A 19,954-nucleotide genomic window follows, 5' to 3' on the forward strand; every position below is an offset into this window, starting at 1 on the left:
ACCCTGAGGGTCGATAACACTTTTCAGGTGATCGATGGACAGCCGGGTGTGTCGGTTGAGGGTTTCACCGCCGAGGTGGGGGAAAGCTTCGCGTCGTACGATCCGGCGAACGGCACGGTGGTCGGCACCTATCCGGTGCACTCCGCGGCCGAGGTCGGCGCGGCGGTCCGGCAGGCTCGTGCGGCGCAGGAGACGTGGGCCGAACTCGGGTTCGACGAACGCAAACGGGTCCTGCTGGCGTGGCGCTCGTCGCTGGTGAAGCGCCGCACCGAGTTGTCCGACCTGGTGCACGCGGAGAACGGAAAACCGAAGGCCGACGCGATGATCGAGGCGATCGTCGCGCTCCAGCACATCGACTGGGCCGCCAAGCACGCGCGAAAGGTGCTCGGCCCGTGCCGAGTTCCGTCCGGGCTGTTCATGGTGAATCAGTCGGCCCGGCTCGAGTATCGGCCGCTGGGCGTGATCGGCATTCTCGGCCCATGGGACTTTCCGCTTTTCGGTCCGGTCGGCACGGCCGCGTACGCGCTGGCGGGCGGAAATGCCGTGGTGCTCAAGCACAGTGAGTACACACCGGGGATCGGGGAGTGGCTGGCCGCGAGCTTCGGCCGGGTCGCCGGGGACGACCGGTTGTTCCAGACCGTCACCGGCGCCGACACGACCGGCGAGGCGCTGTGCCGCTCCGGTGTCGACAAGATCAGTTTCACCGGCTCGCTGCCCACCGCGCGAAAGGTCTTGGCCGCCTGCGCCGAAACGCTTACCCCGGTGCTCGTCGACGCCGGCGCCTCGGATGTCCTGGTGGTGGACGAGGACGCGGATCTGGCGGCAGCGGCCGACGCGGCGGTGTGGGGCTCGATGAACAACGCCGGGCAGGTCTGCATTTCGGTGGAGCGCGCGTACGTGCACGAGCGGGTCTACGACGCGTTCGTCGAACAGGTCGTCGCGATCACCGGCACACTGAAAGCCGGTGCGGGACAACCGATCGGCCCGATCACCATGCCGGAACAGGTGGAAGTCGTCCGCGAGCACATCGCCGACGCACTGGAACGCGGCGGCAAGGCGCTGACCGGCGGCCTCGATGGTCTCGGCGACCGCTACATCCAGCCGACCATTCTGGTGGACGTCCCGGAGGACGCCCTGGTCGTTCGCGCGGAAACCTTCGGACCCGTGCTGGTCGTCACCAAGGTCGCCGACATGGACGAGGCCCTGGCCAAATCGAACGCCACCGGCTTCGGCCTCGGCGGCGCGGTCTTCGCCCGGGCCCGCGGCGTGGAGCTGGCCCGGCGCCTGCGCTCCGGGATGACCTCGGTGAACTCGGTCGTCGCCTACGCCGGCGTCCCCGCGCTCCCGTACGGCGGTGTGGGCAACTCCGGGTTTGGCCGGATCCACGGACCGGACGGGCTACGCGAGTGGACCGCCGCCAAAGCCATTACCCGCCAGCGTTTTACGAATCCGGTACGCACGACCACCTTCACTCGCCGCCCGCTGGACAATCGCCTGCTGGTCGCCGCGGCCCGAATTCTCTACGGGCGTGTTTGACCTTGTCACGGGCGGCGAATGCGAGCAGAGTCGGTGAAATGGATGAGACCACAACCGATTCGACTCCTGTGCGGACGGCGCGCGGCATCGCGGACGCGTATGTCGACGCCCTGGCCGAGCTCGATCCGCTGATCGCGGTCCGGCTCGGACGCGACCTCGACGACGACCGGCTCCCCGATCTGTCGCCGTCCGGTATCGAAGCGAAGGCCGCGCGGGCCCGCGCCACCCTCGCCGAACTCGATGCGGCCGAGCCCACCGGCGGCTATCCGGACGTCACCGACCGGCGCTGCGCCACCCTGCTGCGCGAGCGGCTCACCGCCGAGCTGGCCGTGCACGACGCCGGCGAGCATTTCCGGGCGATCCGCAACATCGCCTCCCCGGTGCACGACCTCCGCGAACTGTTCACGCTCTTGCCGACCGACACCGAGGCCCAATGGCGGGCCATCGGCCGCCGGCTCGAGCGGGTACCGGTCGCGCTGGCCCAGTACCGGTCCACGCTCGCCGAGGGCATCGACCGCGGCCTGCTGGCCGGGCCCCGGCAAGTCGACGCGGTGACCCGGCAATTCGAGGAATGGATCGCGGGGGACAATCCGGGCGGCTGGTTCGGCGATTTCGTCGCCCCGGCGCCGGAATCGCTACGCGCCGAACTGGATTCGGCGGCCGTCAGCGCCAACGCCGCCGTGGCGGAGTTGCACGACTGGCTGCGCGACGTCTACGGCCCGAAAGCGATCGACGCCCCCGATACGGTAGGTCGAGAGCGCTATCGGCGGTGGGTGCGCTACTGGAGCGGCGCCGATCTCGATCTGGACGAGGCCTACACCTGGGCGTGGGAGCAGCTGCGCGACGTCGACGCGCAGATGCGCGCCGAAGCGGAAAAGGTGCTGCCGGGCTCGACGCCGATCCAGGCCATGGAGTGGCTGGAACAGCAGGGGCCTGCGCTCGGCGACCCGGAAAGCGCTCGCCGCTATCTGCAGGATCTGATGGATCGAGCCATCGCCGACCTGCAAGGCACGCACTTCGATCTCGCCGAGCCGCTGCTGCGGATCGAGTCGATGATCGCGCCGCCGGGCAGCGCCGCCGCGCCCTACTACAGCGAGCCGTCACTGGACTTCAGCCGCCCGGGCCGCACCTGGCTGCCGGTGCTCGACCCCGCCCGAATCCCGGTGTGGAGTCTGATCACCACCTGGTATCACGAGGGTGTCCCCGGGCATCATCTGCAAATCGCGCAGTGGGTTCACCTGGCGGATCAACTGTCCGTCTATCAGGTCAGCCTCGGCGACGTGAGCGCCAACGTGGAGGGCTGGGCGCTGTACGCCGAGCGCCTGATGGACGAGCTCGGCTACCTCACCGACCCCGGTCACCGCCTCGGCTATCTCAACGCGCAGATGCTGCGGGTACTCCGGGTGATCCTCGATATCGGGCTGCATGTCGGCTTCGACTACCCGGCCGACTCCCCGTACCGGCCCGGCGAACAACTGGAACCGGACAACGCCAGGGAGTTCTTCGCGCTGTATTGCGGGCTGCCGCCCGAACACCTGGACAGCGAGCTGGTCCGCTACCTCGGCTGGCCCGGTCAGGCGATCGGATACAAGCTCGGCGAGCGCGCCTGGTTGCGTGGCCGGGCCGCCGCACAGGCCGCGCACGGCGAGGCCTTCGACCTGAAGGCGTGGCACATGGCCGCCCTGTCCCAGGGTTCGCTCGGCCTCGACGATCTCGTCGCGGAACTCTCCGCACTCTGAGAGTTAGCTCGCCCCTGGGGAATTGCCGCCCCTAGGGGCGAGCGGCCGATAGGTCGGCCCGCGTCATCGCGAATCTCAGTCGCCGATGACCTGCAACGCGCGGCCGACCTTCGCGAACACCGCCAGTGCTTTGTCGAGGTGGTCGTACTCGTGCACGGCGGTGACCGTGGTGCGGATCATCGCGCGCTCGGCGGGCACCGCGGGGGCGAGCACGCAGTTGCCGTAAACGCCTTCGTCCAGAAGGTGTTTGGCGAATCGGAGGCAGCGGAGTTCGTCGCCGATGAGCACCGGGACGATGGTGGTGCGCGACGTTCCGGTGTCGAAGCCCAACTCGGACAAACCCTTCCGCCAGTAGGCGGAGAGTTCGCGCAGCTTCGTCATGCGGGCTGGTTCGGTTTCCAGGACGTCGAGGGCGGCAGCGGCGGCGGCGACCGCCGGCGGTGGTATCGAGGCCGAGAACAGCTGAGCGCGACCGTAGTACCGCACCCAGTCCATCAGGTCGTGCGGGCCGGCCAGCCAGCCGCCGACCGAGGCGAGACTCTTGGAGAAGGTGCCGGTGAGAATGTCCGCCGCGCCGGGCAGCCCGAGTTCTTCCTCGATGCCGCGGCCGGTCGCGCCGATCATCCCGAGGCCGTGCGCGTCGTCGACCGCGAGCGGCACGCCGTGGCGGTCGCAGACCTCCCGAACCTCGGCCAGGCGAGCGATATCGCCCGACATCGAGTACACGCCGTCGACCATCACCATGGCGGGCAGCCCGCCCAGTTCGGTGCGCAACCTGCGGTCGAGATCGGCGATGTCGTTGTGCCGGAACTGGATCAGCCGGCACCCGCCGATCGCGGCGCCGTCGTAGATGGAGGCGTGGCATTCCTCGTCGACCAGCAGCACGGTGCCCTCGCCCATGAACGCCGACAGGAAGCCGAGATTCGCCTGATAGCCGGTGGTGAACAGCAGTGCGTCGGGCCGGCCGAGGAAGCGGGCGAGTTTCCGTTCGAGGTCGCCGTGCGCCGGGGTGGAGCCGTTCATCAGCCGGGAACCGGTGACGCTCGGCCCGTCTTTCAGTGCGGCGGCCGCTGTCGCCTCCCGGACCCGGGTGTCCGCCGTGAGGCCGAGATAGTTGTTGGAGCCCAGCATGATCAGTTCGCGTCCTGCGTAACGGCAGGTGGCACCGTCGAATTCGCTGAGGTCCGGGTAGAAGGGCAGCAGATCGGCCTCGCGCAACCGGCGGGCGAGGTCGAAGTCGCGGGCCTTGGCGAGGACGCCGCCGCTGTTGCGGTGGGCCAATGCGTGCCGGTTGCGGATGGACGCGCCGAGGTCCTGTTGCTCGGCGGGCCGGGCCGGCTCCGTCGGCAGGCTCGCAGTCCGATTGCCGGGCCATCGGTTTCGCAACTCGGCGAGATGACCCAGTCCGCCGAGCACCCGTGCCCGGTCGACACCGAAATCGACGAGACAGGCGATCTCGTCGACACCCACCGCGGCCAGCCGATCGATCAGCTCGGCGGCCCGTTCCGGGGTGCCGAGCAGCGCGCTGGTGTGGAAGTAGCGGGCAAAGGCATAGTCCAGGACGCGGTCCTGCTCGGCCTCACTCAGATTGTTCAGCGGTTCCGCGCCGCGGCGCCACAGGTCCACCGAGTCGCGCAGATAGCTCTTGAACGGCCGCTCCACCACCTGCCGGACCGTCCGCTCGTCCGGGTCGAGGAAGGTGTGCAGCATGAGCGTGACATGCCCGGTCCGCGGGTCGTGGCCATGGGCCGCACGGGCGTTGCGGTACGCCTCGATTTTGGTGCGCAGCTCGTCGATGTCCTGGAACAGCAACGCGGTCAGCACATTGGCGCCGAGTGCACCGGCCTGCTCGAATCGGCCGACCCCGCCGCTACAGGTGATCCACAGCGGCAGTTCGGCCTGGACCGCCGGCGGAAAGGTGCGCACCTCGATCTGCTCGCCCTTGCCGTTCGGCAGGCTGATCGATTCGCGCCGCCACAACCGCCGGACCTTGTCCGCGCCGGACAGCATCACCTGCTCGCGGTCGGCGTAATCCGCTGCGGCCAAAACGAAGTCGTCCGGGTTCCAGCCGGTGGCGAACGCGATATCGACCCGTCCGCCGGACAGGTTGTCGATGACCGACCAGTCCTCGGCGACCCGCACCGGATCGTGCAGCGGCAGCACGACACTGCCCGCCCGGATGCGTATCCGTTCGGTCGTGCGCGCCAGCACCCCGCCGAGCACCGCCGGGTTCGGGAACAGGCCGCCGAACCGGTGAAAGTGCCGCTCGGGCAGCCAGACCGCGCGGAAATCGTGTGTGTCGGCGAACTCTGCGCAGTCGAGGAACAGGCCGTAGCGATCCGGGTTGTCCGGCTCCGCGTCGCTGGCGAAGAAGAACAGGCTGAATTCGACCGGGGCGGTGGATGATCCGGTCGCGGGTGGCGCAGCGGTCACCGGGCTCGGCCTGCTCGAAACCCTTTGGTGCCCAGCGATATCGGCCGCCAGGTCGGCCATCGTCAGCCCCTCGAACAGCCGCTCGGCCGAGACCGCATAACCGAACTCGCGCTCGACGTAGACGCCGAACTCGCCGGCCTTCACCGAATCCAAACCCAGCGTGGTCATCGGTTTCCCGGCGTCCAAGGTCGCGGGCTCGACACCCGTCTGATTCGCCAGCCAGCGGGTGAGCTGATCGAGCACCGAAGGCGTTGCGGGAAGGTCCTTCTCGGCCAGGAACATGTCTCTAGCCTTCAACCGCTGCACCTTGCCGCTGGTCGTCCTCGGCAACTCGCCGGGGGAGAGGAACACCACCCGGTGCGTGTCGAGGCCGTAGGACTGCGAGATCGTCTGCCGGATAGAGGTTTCCAGCTCGCCGAGCGGCACATCCAGCTTGCTCGCGTCGACTTCCAGCAGCACGGCGAGCTCCTCGGTCCCGTCGACCTCGCAGCCGACGGCCGCGCACCGCCCTCGTCGCAACGCCGGATGCTGCGTCTCGATCGACCACTCGATGTCCTGCGGCGCGATATTGCGCCCCCGGATGATGATCAGCTCCTTCACCCGGCCGGTCACGAAAAGCTCGTCGTCATGCAGGAATCCGAGATCGCCGGTGCGCAGATAGATCGCCGGATCGCCGGGCAGCTCAGCGTGGAACGTCTCCTCGGTCTCGTCCTGCTTGCCCCAGTACCCGCCGGCGACACTCGGCCCGGTCAGCCAGATCTCGCCGATCTCACCGTTCGCCAGCCGGCTATGCCCCGCCAGATCCACGATGATCGCGCTGCCACCCGACACCACGCCGCAGCTGACCACGTCGCGCCCGGACATCCGCGTCGACCGCACACCGGCGCCGCGCGGGGTCACGCTGACGAACAGCGTCGATTCCGCCAGCCCGTAACCGGGAATCATGCTGCCCGGCCGGAAGCCGGCGGGCGCGAAGTGATCGGAAAACCGTTGCAGCGCACGCAGATTGATCGGCTCGGCGGCGACGAACGCGACCTCCCACCGGCTCAGGTCCAAGGTCGCGGCAGCATCGGGTGACACCCGCCGGACGCTGTAGTCGTAGCAGACGTTCGGCCCGCCACTCGTCGTCCCGCCGTGCTCGGAGAGGGCCCGCAGCCAGGTGAGCGGATCCCGGATGAACGCCTCCGGCGACATCAGCACCACCGGGAAACCCGCGTACAGCGGCTCCAGCAGCCCTCCGATGAGCCCCATGTCATGGTGTGCGGGTAACCAGATGACACCCTTGCTCTCCGGCGTATGGCCGAACGCCGCTTCGATGACACCGAGATTGTGCGTCAGATTGGCGTGACTGACCATGACCCCGCGTGGTGCCCGGGTGGACCCGGATGTGTACTGCAAGAACGCAACTCCGTCCGGATCCAGCGCCAGCGGCTCCGACGCCTGCCCGGCCGGCTCGTCACTGCTGAGCCAGGCCAGCCGGGCCAACGGCGGATACTCCGCGCTGGCGGCCCGCAACTGGGTCACCACCGCCGACGGCGCCAGAACCGCCGACGCCGTACAGTCCAAGGCCAGCGCCGCGAACGCCGACATATCCGAAAATGCCGACCCCGGTTGGTGATTCGCCACCGGCACCGGAATCCGGCCGGCGATCATGCACCCGAAGAACGACGTCAGGAAGTCCGGCCCGAACACCGAGGGGATCAGCACCCGGTCGCCCGGCGCGCCGGCGCCGCTCACCTTCGTCGCGATATCGGCCGCGGCCGCGTACACCTCGCGATAACCGAGCGTCTGGTCCCCGCCGTCCTCGGACAGATACGTATATGCCGCCCGGTCAGGCGTTTCCGCCGCCCGATCAGCCAGAATCCGCACCAGCGTCGTCCCGCGTGCTCCGGCCACAGCGCCTCCAACCCCGCAACCGTGGGCATAGGCGGCGCACCGGCTAGCGGAGCACAGATCTCACGATCACTCGACTCGACTCAGCATTCACGACCAGTGAACGTCCCCGCCCGCACCCCGACAAGCCCACAGAATGCCGGGCACCAGCGCTCAGGCTTCCTCGCGGCGGATCGGGGTGACCGGCGCCAGGTCCGGCTGATCCGCGCCGCGGAGCAGGATCTGCAGTTCGGTGACGAGGTGGCCGGCGATGTCATCGATGTCGGGGACCAGTTCACGGCAGCCGAGCAGGCCGAAGTGCAGGCGGCCGCCCGAGCTGCTGACGGTGATATTGAGGCCCTGGCCGTCCATCACGACCGAAAGCGGGTAGTTGGCAACCATTTTCGCGCCGGCCAGATAGACGTCGACGTTCGGGCCCGGGACGTTGGAGATGACGAGATTGAACGGCGGGATCCGGTGCGGCAGGCCCATGGCGAAGGCGACCCTGGCCGCGCGGGCGACCAGCGCCGGCGGCGCGAAGTCGGTGACGTTCTCGATCAGGCCGGGCGGGATCGCGGCCTGCTGAGCCTTGGCGATCCTCGTCGCCCGGTGCACGGCGGTGAGGCGGGCGATCGGATCGTCGAGATGGGTGGGCAAGGAGGCGAGCATCGCCGAAACCTTGTTGCCCAGTGCCGATTTGCTGTTCTCGTCGCGCACGGAGACCGGGATCATCGAGACCAGCGGCACGGCGGGCAGCGCGTCGTGATCGATCAGCCATCGCCGCAGCGCCCCGGCGGACATGGCCATCACGACATCGTTGACCGACATGCCGAACGCGTTCTTGACCGTCTTCACGTCGCCGAGATCGACACTGCGGAAGGCGAACCGGCGGTGCGGGGTGATCTCCCGGTTGAACGGCGTCTTCGGCGCGAGCCCGACCGCGCTGGCGATCACCGCGCCGTCGTCGTGCTCGCGGCCGAGAATCGCACCCACGTAAGGCGTCAGGTAGCTGCCGACCATCGGCAACGAGCGACCGAGATCCCCGGCGATCCGCGCGGCCTGTACGGGACTGCGAGCCAGCGACACCGCGGCCCGGGCGAGCATCGCTCGTTTGCTCGGCTTGGGCTCCGGCGCGAAAGGTGTTGTGGGAAGCACCCTTCGGCCCTCCGGCGTGAGATCGAGCAGGATCGTCATCAGCTCGGCGCCGGAAACCCCGTCGATCGCCGCGTGATGCATCTTGGTGTACACCGCGAGCCGCCCCTCGGCGAGCCCGGAGATGAGATACGCCTCCCACAGCGGCCTGCGCCGGTCGAGCGGCCGCGCGTGCAACCGGCTCACCTGTTCGGTCAGCTGCGCGTCCGAACCCGGTGCGGGCAGCGAGATCTCCCGCACGTGGTATTCGATGTCGAAGTTCTCGTCGTCGATCCAGTACGGCTGATCGAGGCCGAGCGGGACATACGTCAGCCGTTGATGCAGCAGCGGTATCAGCGGCACGCGCTCGCTGAGCAGACCGGTCAGCGCGGCCAAGTCGAGGACGGTAGGCGAATCGCTCGGATCGAGCACGCACAACCCGCCGACGTGCCCGGTGGAGTTGTGCGTCTCGAGCGACAAGAACGCGGCGTCGAGGCCGGAGAGCTGCTTCATCGTTGATCCTCTGTTGCTGCTGAGGATCTGAGCATGGCACCTCCGGTCCGCGCAGTCTCCGAAACGAACTCCTTGGTCGGGCGGCTGCGCGAACCGGGGCCGGCTAGTGCGTGATCCGGTCGTCGAGCGGGACGGGTTCGGTGGCCGCGGGCTGCGGGCGGGTCGGGGCGAACCAGGTCAGATAGAACGTCGTGGCCAGCGCCGCAAGCAATCCGAGCAGGCCGGCGCCGGACACGAGCGGGTGGTCGGCCATCGTCTGCGCGAGGTAGCGAACCGACAGCAGGGTGGTCGCGAAGGTGACGACACCCAGGGCGACCACGCGGACGCGGTAGTGATCCCAGCCGCGATCCGGCTCGCGCAGCGCGGATTCCACGGTCAGGCACAGCGCCGCGCCCGCGACCAGGTCGACGCCGTAGTGCGCGCCGAGACCGAGTGTCGCGATCAGGGTGCAGACCAGCCAGAACGCGCCGCCCACCCGCAGCCACAGCGGTCCGCGGCGGGAGTGGATGAACAGCGACAACGCCCACGCGGTGTGCAGTGACGGCATGCAGTTGCGCGGGGTGATGCCGTCGAAGGGCATCGGGTCGAGGGAGAACGGCAGTGGCGGAACGATATTCGGCCACACATCGGCGATCTCCAGCCCGTGCCCCTGCGGTCCGAAGGCGAGCACCGGCCCGACGACGGGGAAGACCACATACCAGAGCGGGCCGATCAACCCGAGCGCCAAGAACGTGCGCACCAGGTGGTGGCGTGGCCATGGACCGGTGGTCACGCCGCGCAACTGCCAGACGGCGACCACGATGGCCGCGACCGGCAGCTCGAAATACACCCAGCGCACCACGCCGAGCGGCACCGGCCCGGCGATGTCCAGGACGTGCCCGACGAACCAGGACGGATTGCCGAGCGCGTGATCGGCGAGCTGCGCGTACGGGTCGAGCACCGTCGGGCAGGCCCACGCCGTGATATCCAGCCAGATCTCGCCGACCTTCGTCGCGAGAATCAGCAGCGCGCCGAAAGTGATGGCGCGCAGCGCGGTTCGACGGCGTTCGCCGGACCAGCGGCACGCGGCGATCACGGCGAGCGCGGTGAGCACGATGGTCGGGCCGTTGCCGACGGTGAACAACCTGCCCTCGATCGCCCGGATCACCACGAACACCACGTCGATGGCGATGGCCGCGGCGAGCGCGGTGATCCGGACGCGAGTGGTCAGGCCGACGAGCGCGAGCAGGAAACCGGCCCACGAGGTGGTCGCGGACTTGGGCCTGCCGACGTAATCGCGAACCAGGCTGGTCAGCGGCCCGAGCGCGTGGATGTGCGCGGCGATGAGTTCGCCGGCGACGAGCACGAGCACCGCGGCGGCGACGCCGGCCAAGACGGCCGGTCGGACGCGACGTTCCTGAAACCGCTCAGCACCCGAGTGTTCGGCGGGTGGGGGCGGACTTCCCGGCGCGTCGTGAATAAGCATTCGGACATCGTAAACACGATGTGAACACGACCACGCGGCCCGGTGAACTCGCGCCGCTCGCACGCCCGCGCGAGCCCCTCGGGCTCATAGCATCAGGACCAGCGCGGAGATGAGGCCGAGCGTCGCTGTCGCAGTGGCGCCGACCGAGTTGATGATCACTACCGCGGCGGTGGCGAACACATGCGGCAGAGACTCGAGCCGAGCGGTCGTTCTCGCAGTCATGGCCCCTGTGCTACCCCGCGATATCGGGCTCAAACGGGGACATTCCAGGGCATGCCGTAGTTTTGCCCGCCCCGATCGCCGGGCCGATGTGCTCCGCGTATGACTATCCTGACCTGGTTCAAGGCTCGATGATCAAGGTGGGTAGTTATGCGGAGCAGGGACATTGAGCTGGCGGCTCGATGGTGGCAGTGGGCCATGGCGATTCCCACCGCCAGGAATCCGGTCAGCGACGAAACCGGCGAGTTCGCGGCGGAGGGGCAGCCCGCGGACGTCTGGTTCCTGGCCGGGACGTTCGGCGGCAAGGTGACCAGGAAGTGTTCCGTGCCGCACGGACGGCCGATCTTCTTCCCGGCCTTCAATATTCTCCAGCGAGCGTCGTTGTTCGGCAGGCGCGTGCCGGAGGTGCCGACGGCGAGCGGGCACGCGGAACTGAACGGCGTCACGCTGCCGTTGCGCGAGGTCGCCAACCGCAGTCCGTTCCTCATCGACGCGGACCCGGACGGTCCGTTCGGTCCGCCCGGGCGCTATCGGGCGAATGCCTGGGGCCTGTGGTGCGGCCTGGACGACCTCAGCCGCGGCGACTACATCCTCACTCTCGGCGGCGAGTACGGGCCGGGCGGATTCTGGACCGAGGTCACCTACGATCTCGAGGTCGTGTGAGGTAGTCGCGACCTGGTCACACCCGCCGCACCGAGACACCGGCGGCTTCGAGCGCGGCCGTCTCGCCGGGGGCGGCGGACTCGTCGGTGACGATCGCGTGCAGCGCGGCGGCCGGCGCGACGAACGCGAGTGCGGTGTGGGAGAGTTTCGCGGCTTCGGTGACGACGATGACGCGGCGGGACGCGGCGATCGCGGCGCGTTTGATCGCGGCGTCGTCGAGGTCGTAGGCGGTGAGTCCGTCGGCGGCGGTGAGTCCGCAACAGCCGAGGATCGCGGTATCGAAACGGAGCGCGGCCAGCGAGGCGAGGGCCAGGGGTCCGGTCAGTGCGAGTTCGCCGGGGCGGGGTGTGCCGCCGGGGACGAGCAGGGTCAGCTGCGGGGCGGCGGTGAGCGCGTTCACCGCGTGCAGCGACAGGGGGAGCACGGTCAGCCTGCGGTGTTCGAGGACTCGGGCCACCTCGAGGCAGGTGGTGCCGCTGTCGAGGACGACCGACTCGCCGTCGGCGATCAGGGCGGCGACCTCGATGGCGATGCGGCGCTTGGTCTCCAGCCCCTCGCCGGCGCGTAGCGCGAAGGGCGGTTCGTCGCCGCGCAGCAGGAGTGAGCGGGCGCCGCCGCGATAACGCTCGAGGACGCCCTGACCGGCCAGGGTCTCGAGGTCGCGGCGGATGGTCATCTCCGAGGCGCCGGTGCGCTCGGCCAGTTCCGCTACGCCGATCTCGCCTGCTTCGCGGACGGCCTCGGTGATCTGTTTCAGTCGGTCTGTGCTCACCACACTCGTAATCGAACATTCAATGTGTTCAAAAGTCAATGTTTCGAACATTGATTCTGTCCGATATGTTCGTGAGCATGCAGGGATCATTGCGGGCCGCTCAGCTGGCCACGTTCGCCTTCTTCGCGTTGAACGGTTTTCTGATCGGGATGTGGGTGGTCCACATTCCCGTGGTCGAGCGGCGGGCCGGGATCGGTCATCCGGCGCTCGGGTGGCTGTTGCTGCTGCTCGGCGCGGGTGCGTTCGTCGGCATGCGGCTGGTGGGTCCGCTCGCGGATCGGTTCGGTGCGCGCCGTGTGGTGCCGATCAGCGCGGCGTTGTGTTCGGCCGCGGTGGTTCTGCCCGGCCTGTCCGCGAACATCTGGACCCTGGGTGTCTCGCTGCTCGTGCTCGGGTTCGGCAACGGTTGCCTGGACGTGGCGATGAATGCGCACGCGGTGCAGGTCGAGCACGGTTATCGGCGGCCGGTCATGTCCGCGTTCCATGCCACGTATTCGCTCGGCGGTGTGCTCGCCGCGTTGGCCGGCGCGCGCACGCTCAGCTGGGGTTGGAGTCCGGCGGCCGCGCTCGGTGCGGCGGCGTTGCTCGGCCTCGGCTGCGCGGCGGTTGCCGCGCCCGCGTTGCTGCGCCCCGAGAAGCCGCTGCCCGCAGCAGATTTCGACACCTCGGCCGGACGGAGGACACCGCGGCGGATCTGGTTGCTGGCCGGTCTCGCACTGCTGCTGATGTTGTGCGAGGGCGTGGCGAACGACTGGAGTGCGCTGCATCTGCGTGATGTGCTCGAGGCGCCGGCTGCCACCGCGGCCCTGGCTTACGGCGCTTTCGCCACCGCGATGACCGTGGGCAGGCTGCTCGCCGACCGCGTCGCCACTCGTTTCGGACCGGTGGCGATCCTCCGCTACGGAGCGGGGGTGGCCGCGCTGGGCCTGATGACGGCCGCGCTGTCGCCGTGGATTCCGTTGGCGCTGTTGGGCTGGACGGTCTTCGGGGCCGGATTGTCCGGGTGTGTCCCGCAATTGTTCAGTGCCGCGGGTCATGCGGATCGAAATGCCGCGGGCGCCAACGTCGCTCGGGTCGCCGGGCTCGGCTACCTCGGCGTACTCGCCGGCCCCGCCATCGTCGGTCCGCTGACCCACCTCGCGCCGCTCAACATCGTCCTGCTGTTGCCCGTCGCCTTCTGCGTCGTCGCCGCCGGTGCGGCCGAGGTGCTACGACCCGGATCGGCGACGACCGCCCGCGCCGTCGCCACGGGGACCGTGAAGGGCTGATTGCCCTGGGCGACAACGACATCGGCGTACTTGCCGCCGCATGACCGCGTTAACGCACACGGGAGTCAGCGCCACCGGCGTCGTACCGCCGAATCGATCGGCCGCCGGCCACTCCGTCAGGCGGCCAGCAGCGCGCGGGCATTGCGCACCTCCGGTATTCCGATTGCCTTGGCGGCCAGCAGGAATGCCGTGACCCCGATCAGTGTCCCGGCAGCGAGGGTGACGACGTGCTCGACGCGCGGATCGGGCACGGTGTGGCGGGCGACGACCATGATCGCCAGGCAGGCCCACCCCGCGGTGGCGCTCGCCCAGATGACCCGCGTGAATGTCAGTGCGACAGCGGAGAATCCGAGCAGGCCATAGCGCCGTCGCAGCAGCACGTGCCCCATGATCGCGCCCACCACGTAGGACAGCGAGCCCGCGACGCTGAGCATCACCACGACAGCGTGATCGGGAAAGACGTTGACGGAGAACGCGACCACCGCGACCTTCGTGGCCACCATGGCGATGTTGATGAGTGTCGGCGTGCGAGTGTTGTTGTTCGCGTAGAAGACTCGCATCTGCAACATGACCAGCGCGAACGGGGCCAGGCCGAAGGCCGAGGACGCGATGGCCGTGCCGATCAATCCGGCGGCCTGCGCGTCGACGCGGCCGGTGAACACAACGGCGGCCAGCACCGGCCCGAGCAGACCCATGGCCATGGTCATCGGAACGAGTGCGACGGTCAGATAGCGTGCGCCACGGCCGAGGTCGGCGATCACCGCGTCCTGGTCACCCGCCGCCGCAGACCGGGAGATGCGCGGCATCAACACCGTCAGCAGCGAGGCCGCGAGGATGCCGTACGGCACCTGGAACAGCAGGTCGGCATAGGTGTAGATGGATACTCCATGGTGGGAGAACGCGACTCGCATCGTCACCCCGACGCCAACCTGGCTGATCGCCGCATAGGTCAGAATCCAGCCGAGCACCGGCATGCCCGCGCGCACCGGACGCCAGGTGTACGGCACCGGCCGAACACGCCATTTCCATTGGAAACCGTTGCGGCGCAACGCGAAAATCACCCACACGGCCTGCCCGGCGATTCCCGTCGTGGTGCCGATACCGATCGTGAGCACCTGCGCGGTCGTCATCGAGGCGGGTGTCAGCGTGACCGGGCCGGGCAGCAGCGCGAAGATCCCGCACGTCGCCAGCACGATCACGTTGTTGACCACTGGCGCCCAAGCCGCCGCGGCGAAGCTGTCCCGAACGTTGAGCACGGCCGTCAGCAAAACGGTTACGCCATAGTAGAAGAGTGCTTGCGCCCGTGCCTCCGCGCCCGGGTCAGCAGCGGCACCACGGCGCTGGCGAACACGCTGCCGAGCAGCAGTTCGTAGACCATGTTCGGCAGGTTGTTCGCCCCGGTGTAGGCGTCGCCGACCGCGGCCGTGCCGAGCAGCGCCGCGAGCACGATGGTCCGGGTGAACCCGGTCAGCCGGCTCACCACACCGGCCAGCGCGACCTGACCACCGGCCCGGGCCAGCGCTCCTCGCGCGGACCTTGGTTGAACTCCCTTCCACCGCGGCGCTTCCGGAGTCCTCGTCCCCAGCGGTAGTGGCTGGGTGGGTAAATTGCCGTAGTCGGTCATGGTCCTCACTCGCGTTAGCGGGTGGCAGCTCGGATGCCCGGCCCCCTGAACAGTTCCCGCCATGATGCCAGCGGCTACTCCGGGTAGGGCGGGATCAGTCGACCGCCAAGGCCTCGACAATGTCGAGCCGGGCCGCGCGGACGGCAGGCGGGATCGCGCCGACGAGGCTCAACAGCGTTGCGGCGGCGGCATAGACCAGGGTCATCGGGTTCGGGTGCGGGGTAACGTCGACGGTGAGGACGTGCGACATCGCCGGCGCGCTCAGATACTGCGTCACCGTGCCCGTCAGCAACCCGATCGCGCCGCCGACCAGGCCGATGCCGGCCGCCTCGGCGAGTACCATCCGCAGCGTGAAGCGGCGGCTGGAGCCGATCGCACGCAGCACGCCCAGCTCCCGCCGGCGTTCCAGCACCGACAGCATGAGCGTGTTCAACAGGGCGATGGCCGCGACGCCGGTGACGATCCAGGTGATGCCGCGCGAGAGTGCCGTCGCCTGTTCCACCGAGGAACTCACGCCGTGCACCGCGTCCTGCGCGGTGTACACGTACGCGTCCGGCGGCGTAACCTGCCGGATCGCCGCCAGCACCGCGTCCCGATCCGCGCCCGGGGCGAGATCGACGGCCAAGTTCGTCGATCCCGGCCGTCCGAACCACTCCCGCAACTGATCCAGGTGCATCACCACCGCGCCGCTGAGCGCCGAGAAGTACGGCACCACGTCGAGCACCCGGACCTGGCGCGGGCCGCTCGGCGTCGGCAGCTGCACCGAATCACCGGCGTCGACCTGCAGTGACCGGGCGATATCCCGGGACAGCACCACCCCGTCGCCGGCCAGCAGCTGATCCCGCAGACTGTCGCTCAGCGACTTGTAGATCTCGTTGGGTGTCCCCGGCACGCAGCCGTAGATCATCACCCGCTGAGTGCCGAGCGTCGCGAACGTGATCTGCCCCGGGATCACCTGCCGCACCCCCGGCACCGCGGCCACCTTCGCCTCGACGTCGGCAGGCAGGATGGGCGCGGTCGGAATCACGTCCGGCGTAGTCGAACTCACGTAGAAGTCGGTGTCGGCGAGCCCGGCCCACGAGGTGGACGCCGCCTCCACCACGTCCTTGTTCGTGCCGGTGAGCGCCACGATCGACACGACAGCGATCGAGACGGTCATCAGCGTCGCCCAAGCCCGCCGCGGTGCGCGTTCGATCGTCGTCGCACCGAGCGCGCCCGGCGGACCGAATCTTCGCGCGACCGAAACCGCCACTCGCACAATGGGTCCGGTGAACACGAAGCACAGGCTGATCGACGCGGCGGCCAGCAGGCCGACGGAGGCGATGGACAGCCGGCCCAGATCCGTCACCGCCATCGCCACCGCCCCGGCGCCGCCGAACAAGGCCACCAGCGCGGCGATCACCTGCAACGCGCGGCTCGGTACATCGGACCGGGAGACGCCGACCGGCGACAGCGCTTCGATCGGAGCCACCTTGTACACCTGCCGCGCGGCTATCCCCGCCGCCAGCGTGCTCGCCAGCAGGCAGGCGAGGATCCCCACCGGGACGGCGTAGCCGGGCAGCAGGAATTCCGTTCGCGTGTCGATGGATTGGACGATCGCCGACGGCAACTGATCGATCGCGGCCCGTCCCGCGAAGATGCCGAGCACCGCGCCGATCGATCCGCCGAGGAGGCCGACCACCGCCGCCTCGGCCAGCAGATCGCGAATGATCACCCGGCGTTTGCCGCCGATCGCGCGCAGCATCGAAATCACCGGGCGGCGTTGGCTTATCGCCATGCTCATCGCGATGTAGACGAGGAATCCGGCCACCACGAGCGAGACCGAGGCGGACAGCAGCGTGGTCGCGCGCAACAGCGAGATCACCCCGCTGGACTGCGCCGCGCGAAAGCTCGGATCGGCGACGATCGCGCGCCCGGCAACCGTGTTGCCGATACCGTTGCGCACCTGGTCGAGCGATGTACCCGGTGCGGTGGTCACCAGGACCGAGTCGAGACGGCCCGGCCGTCCGGCGGCGCGCTGCGCGAGCGGCAGCGGTGCGATGACGAACTGTCCACCGTTGAGCCGTTGGGCCACCTCGCCGGAAAGCACCGCCGCGACAGTCACTCTCGCCGCACCGAAGTCGAACGACGATCCCTCCGCACGCCCGAGCGCGGGACCCACCGCGACCCCGCTGGGCACGGTGAGCAGCTTCGCGCCGATCTGATCCCGGACCGTCTGTTGCAGATCGCTCCGCAACGTGCCGATGCTCGCGTCCACGCCGAGGAGCAGGATCCGGTCGGACCCCGAGCCGATCTGCGCGCGCACCATCGGCACCGCGGCGTCGACACCGGGGACCGCCGCGATCTGCGCCCGCAACGAGTCGTCGAACCCCGCGTCGGAGATGCCGGACACCTCGAGATCGGCGTTGCCGCCCAGGCTTTGGGTGATCCGCTGCAACGAGCCGGTCACCGATCCGGTGATGCTCAGCACCGCGACCAGCAGCGCGGCCGATACCGCCACCACCGCGAGCGACATCAGCGTGCGCCCCACGTGACGCAGATCGTCGCGAATATTGAACACGCGCAAGCGATCCCACGCGGCAGCCATTAACCCGGCACCTCGGCGGAATAGGTCGGCTCGTCCGAGCCGAGCTTGCCGTCGCGCAGCGTGATCACCCGATCGGTCGCGGCGGCCGCGTCGGTATTGTGCGTCACCATGACCACCGCGCGGGACTTCTCGTGCGCGATGGTGGTGAGCAGCGCCAGGATCGCCTCGCCGGTCTTGGAATCCAGGTTGCCGGTCGGCTCGTCGGCCAGGATCAGCGGCGGGTCCATGATCAGCGCCCGGGCGACCGCCACCCGCTGCATCTGACCGCCGGACAGCTCGGCGGGCCGATGCTCGGCCCGGTCGCCGAGCCCGACCAGTTCGAGCAGTCGCAGCGCGTCCGGTTTCGCCTTGGCCATCCGCGCCCCGTCGAGCAGCTTCGGCACGGCCACGTTTTCCCACGCCGACATGGTCGGCAGCAGATTGAAGAATTGGAATACGAAACCGACCCGGTGCCTGCGGAACTCGGACTGCGCCTCGTCGCCGAGATCGGCGATTTCTGTGCCCTGGAACAGAATCGACCCGGAATCCGGAGTATCCAGCGCGCCGAGCAGATGCAGCAGCGTGCTCTTTCCCGCACCGGACGGTCCGACAATCGAGACGAACTGGCCGCCGCCGATCGTCATGCTGATCCCGTCGAGCGCCCGCACGGATTGGCCGCCCACCCGGTATTGCTTAGTAACCTCGCTCAGTTCCAGCATCGGACTGTCCGGGCCGGTAAGCGCCTGCTGTCCGGGTGTCGTGGCGACCCCCGCCGGCCCGCGCGAAATTCGTTCCAAGCCATACTATTCAGGGTACGGGGTAGGTCGTCGCGGCGACATGGTTCCACCCGCCAAGTTCTTGTCATACCGTGGGTGGAGACGAAAGGCCGCTCATGGCACGATGCACAAACGGCCTGGGCGGATCTACGCTGACCGGGTGAGACTAATGCGGACGCTGTATCACGCTTGGAAAGAGCTCGCGCGCCGCAGAATTACCTCGTTGCCCTATGGGTATTCGCCCGCGGTCGTCGTGGTAACCGCCGCATTGGTGTTCGTCGTCGTGCTCGTCGCGGTGGAGCAGCGGAACGCGCTGATTCCGCCGGGCCTGCCAATTCTGGCCGGCGTCATCGCGCTCGTTCCGTCCCTGCTGTTCGCCGCCTTCGGATTGCCGCCCAGACCGATTTCCTTGGCGCTGACAATGATCGGCGGCACCGCATTGCTGCTGTGGTCGGCCCCGGTCGAATCCGATCTCGCCCCGTTCATCCTGGTGATTCTGGTCGGCGAAGTCGCCGCGATTTCCCGGGTGGCGCCCACCATTCTCGTGGCGTTCGCCTGCGGGGTCACGCTCGAAGTGGCCGACACCACCGGCCATCTCTATGGCGCACTGCCGCAATACATCACGGCTCTCGTGCTGGGCTGTTTCGCCGGTTTCATCGTGCAGCTGCAACAGCGCTTGCAGGAAAACGAACAGGCGCTGCAGGAGCAGAAGATCGAGCAGGCGGCCAGCGAGGAACGGCAGCGGGTCGCCCGCGAGGTACACGACGTCATCGCGCAATCGCTGAGCCTGACCATGATGAAACTGGCGGGGGTGCGGCAGGCGCTGATGCAGGACCGCGACATCGACGGGGCGGTCGACGCGATGACCGACACCGAGCGGCTCGGCAGGCAGTCGATGTCGGATATCCGGCGCACCATTCGCCTGCTCGAGGTGGAGCCGATGACCGTCATCCCCGAACCCGATGTCATCGATATCGGCGAACTGGTCGCCGAATTCGTCCGGGGCGGAATCCAGGTGAAGTACGCGGTGCAAGGGGATTGGCGTTCGGTGTCCGCCGTAACCGGCCTCGCGCTGTATCGGATCACCCAGGAATCGCTGGCCAATATCGCCAAACACGCTCCGAGCTCGACCGCGATGATCGATCTGCGCATCACCGATTCGACGGCCACCCTGGTGGTGGTCAACGACGCGCCGCAGTGTCTGACGAGTCGTGCGCGCGGCGGCGCCGGCTTGCGGAGTATGCGGCAGCGGGCCGAATTGCTCGGCGGCCGATTGCAGGTCGGTCCCGGCGACGACGGCTGGCTGGTGCGGGCGGAGTTGCCGAAGGGCACCGATCCGGGGGATATGCTCCGGCCGTTCCAGGGGATGACGTGAGT

The 19,954-nt window shown here is 68.7% G+C and carries 14 protein-coding genes; 5 read left to right on the forward strand and 9 right to left on the reverse strand.

The window, feature by feature from the left end:
* The first annotated feature begins 27 nt into the window (after positions 1-27).
* A complete protein-coding gene (locus ACFYO1_RS32345) occupies positions 28-1,536 on the forward strand; it encodes an aldehyde dehydrogenase family protein (protein WP_387239372.1) in 1,509 nt (502 codons plus the stop codon).
* 38 nt (positions 1,537-1,574) lie between these two features.
* Positions 1,575-3,275, forward strand: coding sequence for a DUF885 domain-containing protein (locus tag ACFYO1_RS32350; protein ID WP_387239375.1), 1,701 nt, complete (start codon positions 1,575-1,577; stop codon positions 3,273-3,275).
* Positions 3,276-3,350: 75 nt separating this feature from the next.
* On the opposite strand, the gene ACFYO1_RS32355 is transcribed toward ACFYO1_RS32350, so the two are convergent.
* The 4 genes from ACFYO1_RS32355 to ACFYO1_RS32370 all read right to left on the reverse strand — a co-directional run bounded on the left by ACFYO1_RS32355 (position 3,351) and on the right by ACFYO1_RS32370 (position 10,911).
* Positions 3,351-7,604 (reverse strand): MupA/Atu3671 family FMN-dependent luciferase-like monooxygenase, encoded by a 4,254-nt coding sequence (locus ACFYO1_RS32355; protein ID WP_387239378.1) that lies wholly within the window; start codon positions 7,602-7,604, stop codon positions 3,351-3,353.
* 150 nt (positions 7,605-7,754) lie between these two features.
* Complete coding sequence (locus ACFYO1_RS32360; RefSeq protein ID WP_387239381.1) at positions 7,755-9,224, reverse strand: wax ester/triacylglycerol synthase family O-acyltransferase; 1,470 nt, start codon at positions 9,222-9,224, stop codon at positions 7,755-7,757.
* A 103-nt stretch (positions 9,225-9,327) separates the two neighbouring features.
* Positions 9,328-10,689, reverse strand: coding sequence for a DUF5933 domain-containing protein (locus tag ACFYO1_RS32365; protein WP_387239384.1), 1,362 nt, complete (start codon positions 10,687-10,689; stop codon positions 9,328-9,330).
* A gap of 84 nt (positions 10,690-10,773) precedes the next feature.
* Complete coding sequence (locus ACFYO1_RS32370; protein ID WP_364734833.1) at positions 10,774-10,911, reverse strand: hypothetical protein; 138 nt, start codon at positions 10,909-10,911, stop codon at positions 10,774-10,776.
* A gap of 147 nt (positions 10,912-11,058) precedes the next feature.
* On the opposite strand from ACFYO1_RS32370, the gene ACFYO1_RS32375 reads away from it, so the two are divergent.
* Entirely contained in the window at positions 11,059-11,571 is a 513-nt protein-coding gene (locus tag ACFYO1_RS32375; RefSeq protein WP_387239388.1) for a hypothetical protein, read from the forward strand.
* Between the two features lie 16 nt (positions 11,572-11,587).
* Here ACFYO1_RS32375 and ACFYO1_RS32380 read toward each other — a convergent pair whose 3' ends face one another.
* Positions 11,588-12,343: a DeoR/GlpR family DNA-binding transcription regulator gene (locus ACFYO1_RS32380; protein ID WP_387239391.1), complete on the reverse strand. Its 756-nt coding sequence runs from the start codon at positions 12,341-12,343 to the stop codon at positions 11,588-11,590.
* A gap of 77 nt (positions 12,344-12,420) precedes the next feature.
* On the opposite strand from ACFYO1_RS32380, the gene ACFYO1_RS32385 reads away from it, so the two are divergent.
* Positions 12,421-13,611 carry an MFS transporter gene (locus ACFYO1_RS32385; RefSeq protein ID WP_387239394.1) on the forward strand — a complete coding sequence of 397 codons (1,191 nt, stop codon included), beginning with the start codon at positions 12,421-12,423 and terminating at the stop codon, positions 13,609-13,611.
* Positions 13,612-13,727: 116 nt separating this feature from the next.
* On the opposite strand, the gene murJ is transcribed toward ACFYO1_RS32385, so the two are convergent.
* The 4 genes from murJ to ACFYO1_RS32405 all read right to left on the reverse strand — a co-directional run bounded on the left by murJ (position 13,728) and on the right by ACFYO1_RS32405 (position 18,520).
* Positions 13,728-14,867 (reverse strand): murein biosynthesis integral membrane protein MurJ, encoded by a 1,140-nt coding sequence (gene murJ / locus ACFYO1_RS32390; protein WP_387239397.1) that lies wholly within the window; start codon positions 14,865-14,867, stop codon positions 13,728-13,730.
* Positions 14,868-14,884: 17 nt separating this feature from the next.
* The gene (locus ACFYO1_RS32395; RefSeq protein WP_387241637.1) at positions 14,885-15,235 is read right to left on the reverse strand and encodes a lipid II flippase MurJ; all 351 of its coding nucleotides are present in this window, start codon (positions 15,233-15,235) and stop codon (positions 14,885-14,887) included.
* 94 nt (positions 15,236-15,329) lie between these two features.
* Positions 15,330-17,822: an FtsX-like permease family protein gene (locus ACFYO1_RS32400; RefSeq protein ID WP_387239400.1), complete on the reverse strand. Its 2,493-nt coding sequence runs from the start codon at positions 17,820-17,822 to the stop codon at positions 15,330-15,332.
* Positions 17,822-18,520 carry an ABC transporter ATP-binding protein gene (locus ACFYO1_RS32405; protein ID WP_387241640.1) on the reverse strand — a complete coding sequence of 233 codons (699 nt, stop codon included), beginning with the start codon at positions 18,518-18,520 and terminating at the stop codon, positions 17,822-17,824. The genes ACFYO1_RS32400 and ACFYO1_RS32405 overlap by 1 nt, the downstream gene beginning before the upstream one ends.
* A 226-nt stretch (positions 18,521-18,746) precedes the next feature.
* Here ACFYO1_RS32405 and ACFYO1_RS32410 point away from each other — a divergent pair, with 226 nt between their 5' ends.
* Entirely contained in the window at positions 18,747-19,952 is a 1,206-nt protein-coding gene (locus ACFYO1_RS32410) for a sensor histidine kinase (protein ID WP_387241643.1), read from the forward strand.
* Positions 19,953-19,954 lie beyond the last annotated feature (2 nt).

This window comes from Nocardia sp. NPDC006044, from assembly GCF_042871115.1.
Lineage (GTDB): Bacteria > Actinomycetota > Actinomycetes > Mycobacteriales > Mycobacteriaceae > Nocardia.

Excerpts from the sequence above, each read along its gene's own strand:
- ACFYO1_RS32375 (WP_387239388.1), top strand. The coding sequence starts at position 11,059 with ATGCGGAGCAGGGACATTGAGCTGGCGGCTCGATGGTGGCAGTGGGCC.
- ACFYO1_RS32400 (WP_387239400.1), bottom strand. The coding sequence starts at position 17,822 with ATGGCTGCCGCGTGGGATCGCTTGCGCGTGTTCAATATTCGCGACGAT.
- ACFYO1_RS32360 (WP_387239381.1), bottom strand. The coding sequence starts at position 9,224 with ATGAAGCAGCTCTCCGGCCTCGACGCCGCGTTCTTGTCGCTCGAGACG.
- ACFYO1_RS32350 (WP_387239375.1), top strand. The coding sequence starts at position 1,575 with ATGGATGAGACCACAACCGATTCGACTCCTGTGCGGACGGCGCGCGGC.
- ACFYO1_RS32385 (WP_387239394.1), top strand. The coding sequence starts at position 12,421 with ATGCAGGGATCATTGCGGGCCGCTCAGCTGGCCACGTTCGCCTTCTTC.
- ACFYO1_RS32405 (WP_387241640.1), bottom strand. The coding sequence starts at position 18,520 with ATGCTGGAACTGAGCGAGGTTACTAAGCAATACCGGGTGGGCGGCCAA.
- ACFYO1_RS32410 (WP_387241643.1), top strand. The coding sequence starts at position 18,747 with ATGCGGACGCTGTATCACGCTTGGAAAGAGCTCGCGCGCCGCAGAATT.
- ACFYO1_RS32365 (WP_387239384.1), bottom strand. The coding sequence starts at position 10,689 with ATGCTTATTCACGACGCGCCGGGAAGTCCGCCCCCACCCGCCGAACAC.
- ACFYO1_RS32395 (WP_387241637.1), bottom strand. The coding sequence starts at position 15,235 with ATGACCGACTACGGCAATTTACCCACCCAGCCACTACCGCTGGGGACG.
- ACFYO1_RS32370 (WP_364734833.1), bottom strand. The coding sequence starts at position 10,911 with ATGACTGCGAGAACGACCGCTCGGCTCGAGTCTCTGCCGCATGTGTTC.